This is a genomic window from Flavobacterium sp., assembly GCF_035456085.1.
Taxonomy (GTDB): domain Bacteria; phylum Bacteroidota; class Bacteroidia; order Flavobacteriales; family Flavobacteriaceae; genus Flavobacterium.
The window spans coordinates 1-15,373 of the sequence record NZ_DATIDY010000209.1 but is presented as its reverse complement, the minus strand read 5'-3'; the positions used below and the strand labels follow the sequence as shown (position 1 = coordinate 15,373).

The following is a 15,373-nucleotide window of genomic DNA, read 5'->3' as shown; positions in this document are numbered from 1 at the left end:
GTATATTTATATGAAATAATACGGCCTTCTACTAATGTATTATTTCTGGATCCAATTAAAATAATTTAGCCCCACTTCTTTAAATTATTTTATGACATAATGAAAATACAATTCTACTATTGATTTGTATTAGTGTTTGAATGTCAAGTTTTATCAATTAGTTTTTATTGGTATACTATTTTCGTCATGAAAAAAAGCTTACTCTTGATAATTTTATTCTTTGGAGTAGAATGTTATTCGCAATCTATTACTGTAAGCACTAGTACTTATACAGTTCCGGAATTGGTTACTGATGTCTTGGTAGACAAAGATTGTATTCCTGTAAATAATATTACGTGGAGAACTGGAAACACAAATGGTTTTGATTCATCCAACGGAATTGGTTATTTTGAGAATACAAATCCTAATTTTCCACTAACAAGTGGTGTCATTTTGAGTACTGGTGAAGTACACAATGCTCCTGGGCCTAATAATAGCCAACTCGATGACGGAAATGTTGACTGGACCGGCGATAGCGATTTGGAAGCTACACTTTTGGCAGCTGGAATCACAATGAATTCTACCAATGCCACGGTTTTGGAATTTGATTTCGTTCCTTTTTCATCCAATTTTGACTTTAAATTTGTATTTGCTTCGGAAGAGTATGGTAATTTTCAGTGTCAATTTTCGGATGCTTTCGCTTTTTTGCTAACTAATAAATTAACTAATGAAACCACAAATCTTGCTGTTGTTCCCAATACTACAACACCTATTTCAGTAGTTACGATTCGAAATTCATTGTATAATTCATCCTGTTCTTCTGAAAATCCAGCTTATTTTGGAAAGTTCAATGGTGGTTCCGAAGCTGCACTTTCAGCTACAAATTTTAATGGACAAACAGTTCCTATGAGTGCATTATCGACTACATTAATTCCAAATAATCCTTATCACATCAAACTTGTAATTGCTGACAGACAGGATAACAAAGCAGATTCGGCTATATTTCTAGGCGCAAATAGTTTCAATGTTGGACAAGATGTTTTGGGACCTGACTTGACTCTAGCTAACAACTCGGCAATTTGTAATAACGAAAACTATACCCTAAGTTCAGGCTTAAATCCTGCGATCTATTCTTTTGCTTGGACATTTAATGGAAACCCGATTGGTGGAAATACTCCTGATTTAGTTGTAAATAAAGCAGGCACCTATGGCCTTACCTACAAGATTATGTCAACGAATTGTACGGTTACAACTGATTTTATAAAAATTGAATATTATAATGCAATTTCCACTCCAAATCCTGTGAATTTATATCAGTGCAACATGGGAGAAGCAAATTACACATTTGATTTATCTCTCAATACTTCGATTGTGTCCATACCAAGATCTCAAATAAGCTATCATCCAACATTAGCAGATGCAGAAGCTAACACCAATTCACTTCCGATTAATTATACGATTGCAGCAACAAGTCTTCCCATTACAATTTGGATGAGAATACAAAATACTTCGACCAATTGTTTTATCACCAAAAATTTTCAATTAGGAACAACACCACCTCCTGTTGCTACAAGTCCAGGAATCGTACGCTTGTGCGAAACTGTTCCTGGCTCCAATTCTGGAATTTTCGATTTAAAATCTTTAACAACAACAATTTTAGGCGGACAATCTCCGAGCGTCTATAAAGTTTCTTATTACACGAATATAACAGATGCGAATGCAGCAACCAATCCGATAGATACTTCCAAACTTTATACAACTACAAATACAACACTTTTTGCCAGAGTTCAAACTATTACAGCTCCAACTTGTTTTAGTACAACTAGTTTTGATTTAGTTGTTATTACAAGACCAACAGTTGATGATACTCCAAATCAATATGTTTGCGAAAAATATATCTTGCCAGCATTAATAAATCCTGGCAATTACTATTCGGGTCCAAATAAAGGATTACCAATACTCAATGCTGGTGACGCAATTACAACAGACAAAAACATTTATATCTATACCGAAACCGGAGGAACTCCTAATTGTTCTTTTGAAAGCAGTTTTTTTGTCAAAATTATTAAACCCGAAGATTTAAAACCACATGACGTTGTTGCCTGTGATAGTTTTAGATTACCGGTATCGCTTTATGGCATTCGCTATTTCACGTTGCCTGGAGGCCCAAATGGTGGCGGAGTTGAACTTTCTGGAGGTTCATTAATTACAAATCCTGCTATAACGACTATTTTTACTTATTTTTCCTCAACAGATGTTGCCAATCCTTGCATTCTTGAAAGTCAGTTTAACACGACTATCAATAAAACCCCAATAATTGATCCAATTGCGAATGTTTTCGACTGTACTTCATATACGCTGCCTCCATTAGCGGTAGGAAACTATTACACTTATAATGCAGTAACAGGTGTTTATACTCCAGCGGTTTCTCCTATTACAACAACGACAACCCTTCATGTTTTTGCAACTAACAATGACTGTAGAACTCCAGATACCATTTTTACGGTTTATATAAGTGCATTAGGTTTACCAGATATAAATGAATGTTTGTCATACGACCTTAAACCCGCACCAGTTGGAGAATATCGCGATGCTCCGAATGGCGGCGGAAATGTAATTCAGCCAGGACTCATTACAAAAACCACTACTGTTTATACCTATATTTCAAATGCAGGTTGTATAAACGATGATTTTTTTACAATTACAGTAAACGGACCGTTTCTAACGCCTCCAACTCCTGTTTCAGCTTGTACTAGTTTTTTGTTGCCAACACAAGTTGATGGAGGAGAATATTACACCAAGTCTGGAGGACCATCAACAGCTGGAAATATAAAATTAATTCCTAATGTCGATATTATAACCACGACCAAAACTATATATATTTACAAAGCATCTTCTACTACTGCGGGCTGTTATAATGAACAACCTTGGCAAATTACCATTAACCAAAAACCAATAATAGATTCCCGGGCAAGTGTAGATCAATGCAATTCTTATGTTTTAACACCGCTAGCAAATGGAAAATATTTTGATGATCCCAATGGGGTAAATCCTCTAGCGGCAGGAACGGTGATTACTAGTAATAATACCATCTATATTTATGCAGTTCATCCAAATGATCAAACGTGTTATTCGCAGAATTCCTTTAATATTACTATAAATGGCGTCGAAGCTGATCCAATTCCGACACAATTATCTTATTGTGATAGTTTTACTTTTCCTCCATTGCCTTCTGCCAAAAACTTTTATTATGATGCGCCCGGAGGTCCTTTGGGTGGAGGAAATATAATCCCATTTGGAACAGTTGTAACCCCCACAACAGTTAAACCTACCTACTATATTTATTATGAAACTGGCGATCGGTTAAACTGTAGTGATGAAAATCCATTTAGTCTTATTATTCGTCCCAAACCAGTTGCTAATCCTGTAAATCCTCTAGTAGTCTGTGACAACATTGGTTCGAATGATGGAATTGCCGAGTTTGATTTAACCACTTTAGCAATTAGAAATCAAGTCTTAAATGGTCAATCTCCAGATACTGATTTTACCTTAACATTTTATAGTTCTTTGGCTGCTGCCAATGATATTAATGCATCTCCAATAACCAATCCGGCAACTTTTCAAAACGACAATCCGTTTACAGACAGTATTTGGATTAGAGTTGCTAATAACCTAATTACAACTGCCTGTTTTGATGTTGTTGAATTAAAATTGATTATTAATCCATTGCCAAATCATCAATTAAAACCTGAATATTTTCTTTGTGAAGATTACAAAACTGGTACTTTGTTAAATTCGGTGACTATGGATACTGGATTATCGGTTTCCAACTATTCCTTTGAATGGACATTTGAAGGAAATCCTTATGGAGGAAATACATCATCCATTACAACAAATCAAATTGGTGATTATACAGTAAAAATAACTAATTTAACTACTTTGTGTGTTAGCACTCCTGCTGCCAAAGTTTCTAAATACGCACCATATCTCGAACTCAGCTACAGTGATGCTTTTGAAAGTCCATTCTATATTACTGCAAATGTTTTAGGAGTTGGCTCTGGAAACTACGAGTACCAATTGGATGAATTGCCGTTTCAGGATAGCAACACTTTTTATAATGTCATTCCCGGTGAACATACCGTTATTGTTCGAGACAAAGACGGACATTGTAATCCAGCTCCGCTCACTGCTGTGATCATAAATTATCCTAAATTTTTCACACCAAATGGCGACGGCTTTAATGAAACCTGGAATATTCCTCATTTAATTCCAACAAATCCCGATGCTCCCATATTTATTTTTGACCGATATGGAAAACTTCTCAAACAAATAACTCCAGATTCAGAGGGCTGGAACGGAATGTATAATGGCCAACAAATGCCTTCCAGTGATTATTGGTTTACAGTAAATTACGCTGAAAAAGGCACTTCAAAAGTTTTCAAATCTCATTTTTCGTTAAAGCGATAATTTTTTAAAAATTAACACTTTAAAATGTTACAAAGTGAAAAAAATTGAGTCTTATTAATTAAACAATCATCAATCAAAAAACAACAGTATATGGTTTAATCAACTTGAAAAAAAATAATGAATATTTTGAATTAGTTTTAATAAGCAGAAACCCCAGAGAATGCCAACTCTGGGGTTTTTTATATATTGAAAAACGTTTATTCTAAAAAAATACTACCATTTAATAATAGCACTTGCCCAAGTAAATCCACTACCAAAAGCAGCTAAAACAACAGTATCACCAGATTTTATTTTTCCTTCCTCCCAAGCTTCTGTCAAAGCAATCGGAATAGAAGCTGCTGTTGTATTTCCGTATTTCTGAATATTGTTATATACCTGATCGTCTGAAAGCTTGAATTTATTTTGGATGAACTGAGAAATTCTCAAATTGGCCTGATGAGGAATCAACATATCAATATCTGAAACATCTAAATTATTAGCTTCTAATCCTTCATTGATTACTTCAGCAAAACGAACTACTGCATTTTTAAACACAAATTGTCCATTCATATATGGGAAATAACTAATATCATCTGGATCTTTTTCGGCAATAATATCAGTTACCCAACGTGCTCCCATTCCAGGTGCATGCACAATTAACTCTTCAGCATATTGTCCTTCAGAATGCAAATGAGTCGAAAGAATTCCTTTGGTCAAATCTTCTTCTCTGCTCAAAACAGCTGCTCCTGCTCCATCTCCAAAAATTACCGAAACATTACGGCCACGAGTTGTCATGTCCAATCCTGTAGATTGCACTTCTGAACCAATCACCAAAATATTCTTGTACATTCCAGTTTTAATATATTGATCAGCAACTGAAAGAGCATATACAAATCCCGAACATTGATTTCTCACATCTAATGCCCCAACAGTTTTTAAACCTAAATCACGCTGGACCAAAACTCCTGGACCTGGAAAATAATAGTCCGGACTTAAAGTTGCAAATACAACAAAGTCAATATCTTCTTTTGCAATACCCGAACGTTTGATTGCAATCTCAGCTGCTTTAACCCCCATCGAAGTTGTGGTATCTTCACCACGAATGATGTGTCTTCTTTCCTGAATTCCTGTTCGTTCCTGAATCCACTCATCATTAGTATCAATGATTTTAGACAAATCATCATTTGTCACTACATTATCAGGGACATAATATCCCAATCCAGTTATTTTTGAATGGTACATATTTTTATTTTTTTGAGTTTCTGAGTTGTTAACTTCTAAATACTAGCGGGGGTTTATTTAGCAAACTAAAAGCTTAGCAACATAATTATATAATTCTTAATATTACTTCTTGATTGAATGCCAAAGCGGTTTCGTGCTCAAAGAAAATAACTCTTCGGTCAAAAACAGCTTTTATTAAAAAACGACTTCCTTTGAAGAAAGATTCTTTTACCACTACTTTAATCGAACCATTTGGATCAACTTTTAATTGATGTGGATATAGCAAAATAATTTCGTCCTCACCTTCGATTGGCATTAATTGGGACAATTTTAGTTCATTCACTTCTCCAAAAAGAGAAGCCACATATTTATTTAATGGATAATTATAAACATCTGCTGATGGTCCTTTCTCCATAATTCTTCCTTGATATAAAACAATAGTTTCGTCTGAAAAAGAAAGCGCATCGGTACTATCGTGAGTAGCAATAAAACATGTTATTCCTTTTTTCTTTAAATAAGCAAAAAGATTTCTTCGGAGTGCATTTTTTCTAAAATTATCAATGTGGCTGAAAGGTTCGTCCAATAACAAAACCTCAGGTTCTAATGCCAAAACTCTAGCCAAAGCCACACGTTGTTGTTGTCCTCCACTAAGGAATTTTGCTTTCACATTGGCAAATTCAGTCATTTCGACCATCTCCAATAATTCTTGAACACGTAGTTTTTTTAATGGTAAAAATCCATTAGAAAGAAACTTACCAACATTTTCTGCCACAGTTTCATAAGGCATCAGATCAAAATCCTGTGCCAAATATTTCATAAATGGCATTCCCGGAATCAAATTGTATTTTGGGCCTCGAATCTCTGTTTCATTATAAATAATCCGCCCTTGATTTAAGTCATACATACCATAAATCAGTTTCAAAAGCGTACTTTTTCCACAGCCACTTTCTCCGAGAATAGCTATATTTTGCCCTTTGGCAACTGTAAAATCTACATTTTGAATAATTATTTTTTCGGTATACCCGAATGAAATATTTTGAACTTGAAGCATTCTACAACTTTAAAATTTTAAAAAAACAAAGATAAGTCCTTTACACAAAAAAATATGTTTATAATTTCATTTATATCCAAAAAAAAACTGCTTCAAAACAAAGCAGTTTTTTAAAATATATTGAGTCTTTAAACTCTATTGTTTCTTTTGTGCGTCTTGAATCATTTTGTCATTTGCAGTAATTGCAAATTCAACGCGACGATTTTGACTTTGACCTTCTTTAGTATCATTAGATGCAATTGGGTCAGCAACACCAAAACCAGTAGTTTTAAAACGGCTTGCTGCCAATCCTTTAGAAACTAAATAAGTTTTTACTGATTCAGCTCTGTTTTTTGAAAGAGTTAAATTGTAATCAGCTTTACCAGTAGAATCTGTATATCCGAAAATATCAATATTTGTATCAGCATAAGAATTAAATACTGGAACAAGTTTATCCAAATTAGCTTTTGCTTGAGCAGTCAAAGTTGCTTTGTTCAAATCAAAACGTACAGCATTTTCGTTTAATGTTAAGTGAATTCCTTCACCAACTCTTTCTACATCTGCACCTGGCAAAGCCTGATCTATTTCGCGAGCTTGCTTGTCCATACTGTGACCAATCACAGCTCCAGTTCCACCACCAACAGCAGCTCCAATTGCAGCTCCAGCCGCAGTTCCTAATTTAGTATTATTTCCAATAATTGCTCCAAGAACACCTCCTGCAACAACCCCTATTCCTGCTCCTTTTTGAGCATTATTTGCGTTTTTAGTAGCTTCGCATCCTGTAAAAAGCATACTCAACATCATTAAAGCACTTAATCCTAAAATCGTTATTTTTTTCATCTTTTGATATATAATATATTAATTAGTTAACTTTTTTAAATTGGTAAACAACATCTGTCGGTTTATTTCCAACATTTATTTTATCAACCAACTCAAATGAAGTTTCTGATTGATTTCTAACTCCGAGTACAAAACCTGTTTTTACATTTTTGGATTTCAATCCTTCGTCTAATATTTTTAGAACAAACTGACCTTCTTTATTAATATACCAGGTAATTGCTGAAGTAAAAGCTGTACAATTTGGACTATTCAAAGTCATATTTCCTTTATTATTGTTTGAAACAAAATGCCAAGTACTTCCAATAAAACATTTTGAATCCGCAAGATTAAAAGAATTTACTTTAATGAATTCAGAACCCGGATAACTTACATTTACAATTTGCCAATCTCCTTTTATTCCAACTTGTGAAGTCTTATCCAATTTAGTCATTGGAGCATTGGAAACTGGTTCTGGAGTTGTTGGCACTGTAGATCCCGATTTACAAGCAACCGCCATAATGGCAATAGTACATATCAATAACAGTTTTCTCATTTTTTTTCTTTTTATGTTAGTGTAAATGCAAAGATACGTATGTATTTTATTCAAATTTATTTTTTTCTTTATATAATTTCCCTACGACAGCCGAAAATTATGTGGTTAAGATGTAATATTTGAAGGTTATACTATAGATTATCTGCATTTTAAATTGCAATAAATTTTCGAAATCGCGTTTATCAAATTTAACATTTGATTATTGTATAGCTAAGTATTTATAAAGAATTATATTATTTATACCTTTACTTTTTAAATCATTCCCCTACATTAATTAATTTGATAAAAGCTATTAAGATAAATCAATTAAATATTTATAACAATGAATAATTTAGAAGCAAACAAAGAAATAGTTAAACGTTTCAACAAAGAAGTGATTGAACAATGTAATCTAGATTCATTTAACGAATTAATAGATACCGAATTTGTCAATAGAACAGCTCCAGAAAATGCCAATGATAAAAATGGAATGTGGAATACATTTCACAACATTTTAAAACCAGCATTTCCTGATTTGAAGGTCGAAATTTATGATCAAATTGCAGAAGGAGACAAGGTAACGACTAGAAAATCAATCTTTGGTACTCATCAAGGTTCTCTAATGGGAATTGAACCAACCGGAAGACAAGTTAAAATTGACGTAATTGACATCGTAAGAGTAAAAAATGGGAAATATTTTGAGCATTGGGGAATAAATACTCTACAGACAATTATAAATGATTTAAAAAACAATAAATAAATCTACAATCTCAATATACAGAACATCTATCATTTAGTATTAATTATTGTAAAGTAACGAGCCAATTCAATTTTAGAAAGCTAATCCCTTTTTAAATATTGAATTGGCTGTTTGGTATAAAACATAAAAAAGAATAATGTTATCTTTGAAATGGATAAAAAGTGCGAAAACATCATTTGCACTCAAAAAATAAAAAAATGAATTCTATTTTTAGAAAAAGCATAGTACTTCTATTTATTGTGGCTTATTTTACAGGACTTTCACAATCTAAAAAAGACATTCCGAAATTTAAAGTAATTGCTTTTTATACCGCCAAAAATGATCAGGCTCATATTAGTTTTGTCCATGAAGCTAATAAATGGTTTCCAAAAATGGCTCAGGAAAACCACTTCGCATATGATTCTACAAGCAACTGGGATAATCTTAATGCAAAATTTTTGGCTAAATATCAAATTGTGATGTTTTTGGATACCAGACCGGAAACTACAGCCCAAAGAGAAGCTTTTGAAAATTATATGAAAAAAGGTGGCGGTTTTATGGGTTTTCATTTTTCAGCTTTTGCTTTAAATGATTCTGGTTATCCCCAAAACTGGGATTGGTATCATAATACTTTTTTAGGTTCTGGCGAATATGGAAGCAACACTTGGAGACCAACATCGGCAATTTTAAGGATCGAAAACCAACATCCAGTAACTAAGAATATCCCGAAAACTTTTAAATCCTCTCCAAATGAATGGTACAGATGGAGTAATGATCTTACCAAAAATCCAAATATCGAAATATTAGTAGCAATTGATGAATCCAGTTTCCCTCTCGGAACTGGACCAAAACAAAATGAAATCTGGCACAGTGGCTATTACCCAGTGGTTTGGACTAACAAAAACTACAAAATGCTGTATATAAATATGGGGCATAATGATATTGATTATGAAAACAAAACCAATAAAACATTGTCATACACTTTTGAAAATAAAACTGAAAGTCAATTAATTTTGAATGGTTTGCTTTGGTTGGGGAATTCTAAAAAATGAGGTATTACAGCACATCAATCGATCTCAACTCTATTACCTACGACAATTTGTCACCTCTGTACTAATTGGTATTCTATTTGAAAGCTATATTTTTCGATTGTAAAACCATTAATAATTTAAAAATATGACAACAGGTAAAATTAATGTTTCGGTTGAAAACATCTTTCCCTTAATCAAGAAATTCCTTTACAGTGATCACGAAATTTTCTTGCGTGAATTAATTTCTAATGGAACCGATGCAACTTTAAAATTAAAACATCTAACCAGTATTGGAGAAGCGAATGTTGAATATGGTAATCCAATTATTGAAGTTAAAATTGATAAAGAAGGCAAAAAAATCCATATTATTGACCAAGGTATAGGTATGACCGCTGACGAAGTGGAGAAATATATCAATCAAGTTGCTTTTTCTGGTGCCGAAGAATTTTTAGATAAATACAAAGATTCTGCCAAAGATTCAGGTATTATTGGTCACTTTGGATTAGGTTTCTATTCAGCTTTTATGGTTGCTGAAAAAGTAGAAATCATTACTAAATCGTATAAAGATGAACCAGCAGCGCACTGGACTTGTGATGGAAGCCCGGAATTCACATTAGAACCAGCTGACAAAACCACTAGAGGAACTGAAATCATTTTACATATCGCTGAAGATTCTTTAGAATTTTTAGAAGAATTTAAAATCTCTAGCTTATTGACTAAGTACAATAAGTTCATGCCTATTCCAATTAAATTTGGAACTAAGAAAGAAACACTTCCAAAACCTGAAGATGCTCCAGAAGATTACAAACCAGAAACTATAGAGGTTGATAATATAGTAAACAATCCTAATCCGGCTTGGACAAAACAGCCGTCAGATTTAACTGATGAGGATTATAAAAACTTCTACCGTGAAATGTATCCAATGCAATTCGAAGAGCCATTGTTTCATATTCACTTAAATGTTGATTATCCATTTAATTTAACTGGTATTTTGTATTTCCCAAAATTGGGAGCTGATTTGCAAATTCAGAAAGACAAAATTCAATTGTACCAAAATCAGGTATTCGTAACAGATAATGTAGAAGGAATTGTTCCGGAATTCTTGATGATGCTTCGTGGTGTTGTTGATTCTCCAGATATTCCTTTGAACGTTTCTCGTTCGGGCCTTCAGGCGGACGGCGCAGTTAAGAAAATTTCAAACTACATCACTCGTAAAGTAGCTGATAAATTAAAATCTTTATTCAACGAAAACAGAGCTGATTTCGAATCAAAATGGAATGACATCAAAATCGTTCTAGAGTACGGAATGCTTTCTGAGGATAAATTCTACGAAAAAGCTGGAGCGTTTGTATTATACCCAACAGTTGATAACACGTATTTCACTTTAGACGAATTAAAAGAGAAAATCAAAGAGAAACAAACTGATAAAGACGGAAAACTAGTTGTTCTATATGCTGGAAACAAAGAGGCCCAACATTCGTATATTGAAATTGCAAAAGACAAAGGATACGAAGTTTTATTATTAGACTCACCAATTATCTCACATTTAATTCAAAAAATCGAAGGTGACAACAAAGATCTTCATTTCGTTCGTGTCGATTCTGACCACATTGACAACTTAATCAAAAAAGAAGACACGGCGATTTCTAAATTATCCGATGAAGAAAAAGCAAGCTTAAAAACAGTTCTTGAAACTATTGTTCCTAAACAAACATACACCGTTCAGTTAGAAGCTTTAGACAGTGAAGCTGCTCCTTTCATTATCACACAGCCTGAATTTATGCGTAGAATGAAAGAAATGAGTCAAACTGGCGGCGGAATGTTCGGAATGGGCAACATGCCAGAAATGTATAATTTGGTTGTAAATACGAATTCTGAATTAGCTTCAAGTATTTTAAATAATACTGACAAAGGTGCTCAAGAGAACTTAGTAAAACAAGCATTGGATTTAGCTAAATTATCTCAAAACTTATTAAAAGGTGAAGCATTAACTGCTTTCGTAAAAAGAAGTTTTGAATTGATCAAATAAATCCTAAATACAGCTAAAAAATTTAGCATTGTTATAATGGCCCTGCAAGTATCACTTTGCAGGGTTTTTTATTTATGCTAAAAAGAAATTCTTCATTTAATATTTTATTTAAACCTAATTGTTTTATTTAAAATCAATTAAAAAAACTTCATTATTAAATTCCAACGTTAAGTAAACTTTATTTAAACATTTAACATTTGTATTAATCGAGATTTAGTTATAAATAATATATTTGATCGCCTTAATTTAAAAAAACTTAACCAAAAAATTAAAAAATTATGAAGAAGATTTCTTTGCTATTAACCACTTTCGTCCTTACTTTATCATTTGTTTCATGTACCAAAGAAGAATCATTAGCCGCAACAGATAACAGCCCAATTATCGCTTCAGCCTCAATAGATTTGGTTAACGAATTGGACGTTGAAACCGCAAATCAAGTATCCATTGAAAAATTAACAGCCAAACAAACAAGTAAAACTATGTCAAGTTCATGTGCTGTTGTGACAATGGATCCAATATCCACAAGTTTCCCTAAAACATTATATGTTGATTTTGGAACTGATTGTACAGTTAACGGCATTACGAGAAAAGGTAAACTAAAAATCACTTTATCAAACTACATTACCGAAACCGGGAGCATAATGACAATCGAAAGAATAAATTATTATGTAAATGGTAATAAAGTAGAAGGAAGTATTGAATACAAAAACATAACGACTAGTCCAACAACACCACAATGGACAAGAACAGTAACCAATGGAATATTTACTAATACTAAGAATGAGGTATATTTAAATTCAGGAACCTACACAGTAAAACAAACTTCGGGAGTATCAACAATTCCATTGGACGACAATATTTATGAAATGACAGAAGGTATCCATAGCATTTCTAAACAAAATAATGGCAAAATAATTTTGACAGTTCAAGAACCATTAATTAAAAAATACAATTGTAATTATATTTCAAAAGGAAAACTAAAAATAGAGAGCAATGTTCTAAATGGCATAATCGACTACGGAAATAATGAATGTGACAATAATGCAACTTATACTCAAAACGGAATGATATTTCCTTTTACATTATAAACGCTTTCAAAAAACAACAAAGAGACTAACCAAAAGCAAGTCTCTTTGTTGTTTTTAGGAAGAGTGCGAGCATATCTTTATGTAAAATTAAATTTCAAAAAAAATAACAATTAAAATTTAAATACTAAATTTGCTACATTCATCTTTTTTAAAAAAAAACCAACCAAAACAGCTCATTATGTACAAGTTAGATATAAACGATTACCATACTCCTTTTTTTTTAAAATCATCACTTTTTAGAATAATTTTGGTTGCATTTGTTTTCAATGTACTTGCCTTTTTGAGCTTTAGAATAACCGTTTCACCTGATAATCTTTCACCAATTTTCCCAGATGTTGGTTTTGCGCTTGCGGCTGTATTAATTATTGGACGCAAAGCATTATTAGGAGTTTGGGCAGGCTCTTTTGTTGCAAATATGTTTTCATTTTGGGATGTCTGCAAAATGCTAGATAAAACATTACTCGAAACGATACTCGCCTCTCTATCAGTAGCAACAGGCGTAGTAATTGGGGTTGCCATTAGCTCTTACTTAATTAACTTAATAAACAAAGGCGATTATCCATTAAAATCTGGATTTTCCGTAATAACTTTTTTAGGAATAAGTGTATTATATTGTGGAATTTGTTCATTACTATGTGTTGCTGCAATTTCATTTTGGGAATTAAGTACACCAAATCATTTTATTTCCAACTGGACTACACTTTGGAAAGGTGACTTAATTGGCACAATACTTATTGCACCATTTTTATTATCATGGTTCTATCGCCATCACATCAAAATTATAGCAACGTCCCTATTTGAAGCTATTTCACTAGGTTTAGCAACAGTTTTGGTCTGTGTTTTAATTGCTTATGACCATCCAAATGATCAATATTTATTTATTCTGATATTACTTTGGGCTACATTCCGTTTTAGAATTAGAGGGGTATCAATATTAGCTTCAATGTTTGCTCTTTTATCATCAATTTATGGTTATTTAGGTTATGGCTCATTCGTAGTTGTAGATTCAAATGATTCATTGATAAATATTAATCCTTTTTTCGGTTCCGCTACAGTAATTGCATTAATCCTTTCAGGTTACTATTCTGATTATTTACATCAAAAACAACAAGTTTCAAAATAAAACTCATTCCAATAATAATTTGGGCATGTCCCTCTGGGTCGGGCTGTCCATTATATCTTTTATTTTGCTAAAGAAGCAAAATAAAAGGATGCCATTCCCATCCCTCATGCAGTTTCACGTTTCAAAAACATTCTTAAGTTAGTTTTACTATCTTGTCATTTTAATTCAAATTCCTTCATTCTACAACTTCTCACAGTTAAAAAAACAAAGTATACCTAGACATACCCAAAAACAAAAAAACAGCCCCCTAAAGAGCTGTTACCATACAAGTTGTTTTCTAACCAAAAAAAACAATTAATTAACCGTGGCCACATTTTGATTTTTAATTTTCAAATCGCCTTTGTACACTTCAGCTACTGCCTTTCTCGATAAAGTGATTTTATCGGCGACTACAATCTCATGGGTTACTTTTTTCAGGCTTGTTTCCACTTCCAAAAAGTAAACCCCTTCAGGAAAATCTTCAAGGCTGTAGGTTCTTATAACACCGCCTTTGCCTGTTATCGTTTCATCATAGATCACATTATGCGATTTGTCATAGATTTTCACAGTAGCCTTTTGAATCTCATTTATCGAAAAACTAATTTCTCTGCCTTCCCCATTTCTCACATTAAGCAAGAAATCACCATTAATCGCATAGGTATTAAAACTAAATAACGCCACCAATATTACTGAACTGAATTTTAAAATCGTTTTCATGATACTCTTCTTTTGAATTAGTAATTATTTTCACTGCTAAATTAGCACCATAATTACAATTCAAACACAACAGTATTTTCTAATATAGTTGCTATTTTAACCTCACGAAAACGATATACCACCATTAAAGAGAATCTGGCAACTATTTCAGGTAAAATAAATAGTCTGGGTTTTTTGTAAAACAAAAAACCCTTCATCAGTCTGATGAAGGGTTTTTAAAAAAGAAAGGCAGCGACATACTCTCCCACATAACTGCAGTACCATCTGCGCAGGCGGGCTTAACTACTCTGTTCGGGATGGGAAGAGGTGAGCCCCGCCGCAATAACCACCTTAAGGTTTTGCTTGAGGGTTTAAGGTTTAATTTTGTTTAAAGTTGTTGAACAACCTTAAACTTTAAACTTCAAACTTTCAATACAGCTACGCTGTAAATATTTTAACATATTGAGATAAAGAACATAAAAAGTATTTTAGAAAGTTTCTTCCTCCCGATTGCTCGGGAGGAAAAGGGTGTACATAAGCTTACGGGTTATTAGTACTACTCGACTATGACATTACTGCCTTTACATCTATAGCCTATCAACGTGGTCATCTTCCACGACCCTTAAAAGAAATCTCATCTTGTGGTGGGTTTCGCGCTTAT

At 33.0% G+C, this 15,373-nt stretch carries 11 protein-coding genes and 2 rRNA genes; 6 read left to right on the top strand and 7 right to left on the bottom strand.

Features of this window, described 5'->3' with window-relative positions; translation table 11 throughout:
- Positions 1-186 precede the first annotated feature (186 nt).
- Entirely contained in the window at positions 187-4,446 is a 4,260-nt protein-coding gene (locus VLC96_RS15895) for an FIDD domain-containing protein (protein WP_325264489.1), read from the top strand.
- A gap of 213 nt (positions 4,447-4,659) precedes the next feature.
- On the opposite strand, the gene VLC96_RS15890 is transcribed toward VLC96_RS15895, so the two are convergent.
- The 4 genes from VLC96_RS15890 to VLC96_RS15875 all read right to left on the bottom strand — a co-directional run bounded on the left by VLC96_RS15890 (position 4,660) and on the right by VLC96_RS15875 (position 8,048).
- Complete coding sequence (locus VLC96_RS15890) at positions 4,660-5,667, bottom strand: 3-oxoacyl-ACP synthase III family protein (RefSeq protein ID WP_325264487.1); 1,008 nt, start codon at positions 5,665-5,667, stop codon at positions 4,660-4,662.
- 85 nt (positions 5,668-5,752) lie between these two features.
- Complete coding sequence (locus VLC96_RS15885) at positions 5,753-6,697, bottom strand: ABC transporter ATP-binding protein (RefSeq protein WP_325264485.1); 945 nt, start codon at positions 6,695-6,697, stop codon at positions 5,753-5,755.
- A gap of 135 nt (positions 6,698-6,832) precedes the next feature.
- Complete coding sequence (locus VLC96_RS15880) at positions 6,833-7,516, bottom strand: YiaD family glycine zipper/OmpA-like lipoprotein (protein ID WP_325264484.1); 684 nt, start codon at positions 7,514-7,516, stop codon at positions 6,833-6,835.
- A 22-nt stretch (positions 7,517-7,538) separates the two neighbouring features.
- Positions 7,539-8,048 (bottom strand): lipocalin family protein, encoded by a 510-nt coding sequence (locus tag VLC96_RS15875; RefSeq protein WP_325264482.1) that lies wholly within the window; start codon positions 8,046-8,048, stop codon positions 7,539-7,541.
- Between the two features lie 322 nt (positions 8,049-8,370).
- Between VLC96_RS15875 and VLC96_RS15870 the strand changes: the two genes are divergently transcribed.
- The 5 genes from VLC96_RS15870 to VLC96_RS15850 all read left to right on the top strand — a co-directional run bounded on the left by VLC96_RS15870 (position 8,371) and on the right by VLC96_RS15850 (position 14,037).
- Complete coding sequence (locus VLC96_RS15870; RefSeq protein ID WP_325264480.1) at positions 8,371-8,787, top strand: ester cyclase; 417 nt, start codon at positions 8,371-8,373, stop codon at positions 8,785-8,787.
- 197 nt (positions 8,788-8,984) lie between these two features.
- Positions 8,985-9,818, top strand: coding sequence for a ThuA domain-containing protein (locus tag VLC96_RS15865; protein WP_325264478.1), 834 nt, complete (start codon positions 8,985-8,987; stop codon positions 9,816-9,818).
- A 124-nt stretch (positions 9,819-9,942) separates the two neighbouring features.
- Complete coding sequence (gene htpG, locus VLC96_RS15860) at positions 9,943-11,826, top strand: molecular chaperone HtpG (protein ID WP_325264476.1); 1,884 nt, start codon at positions 9,943-9,945, stop codon at positions 11,824-11,826.
- 278 nt (positions 11,827-12,104) lie between these two features.
- Complete coding sequence (locus VLC96_RS15855) at positions 12,105-12,914, top strand: hypothetical protein (protein ID WP_325264474.1); 810 nt, start codon at positions 12,105-12,107, stop codon at positions 12,912-12,914.
- A 178-nt stretch (positions 12,915-13,092) separates the two neighbouring features.
- Positions 13,093-14,037 carry an MASE1 domain-containing protein gene (locus tag VLC96_RS15850; RefSeq protein ID WP_325264472.1) on the top strand — a complete coding sequence of 315 codons (945 nt, stop codon included), beginning with the start codon at positions 13,093-13,095 and terminating at the stop codon, positions 14,035-14,037.
- Between the two features lie 294 nt (positions 14,038-14,331).
- On the opposite strand, the gene VLC96_RS15845 is transcribed toward VLC96_RS15850, so the two are convergent.
- The 3 genes from VLC96_RS15845 to VLC96_RS15835 form a co-directional block, all read right to left on the bottom strand.
- On the bottom strand, positions 14,332-14,733 hold the full coding sequence (locus VLC96_RS15845; RefSeq protein ID WP_325264470.1) for a T9SS type A sorting domain-containing protein: 402 nt from the start codon (positions 14,731-14,733) through the stop codon (positions 14,332-14,334).
- A 223-nt stretch (positions 14,734-14,956) separates the two neighbouring features.
- Positions 14,957-15,066, bottom strand: a 5S ribosomal RNA gene (gene rrf / locus VLC96_RS15840).
- A 176-nt stretch (positions 15,067-15,242) separates the two neighbouring features.
- A 23S ribosomal RNA gene (locus tag VLC96_RS15835) occupies positions 15,243-15,373 on the bottom strand; the annotation flags it as partial.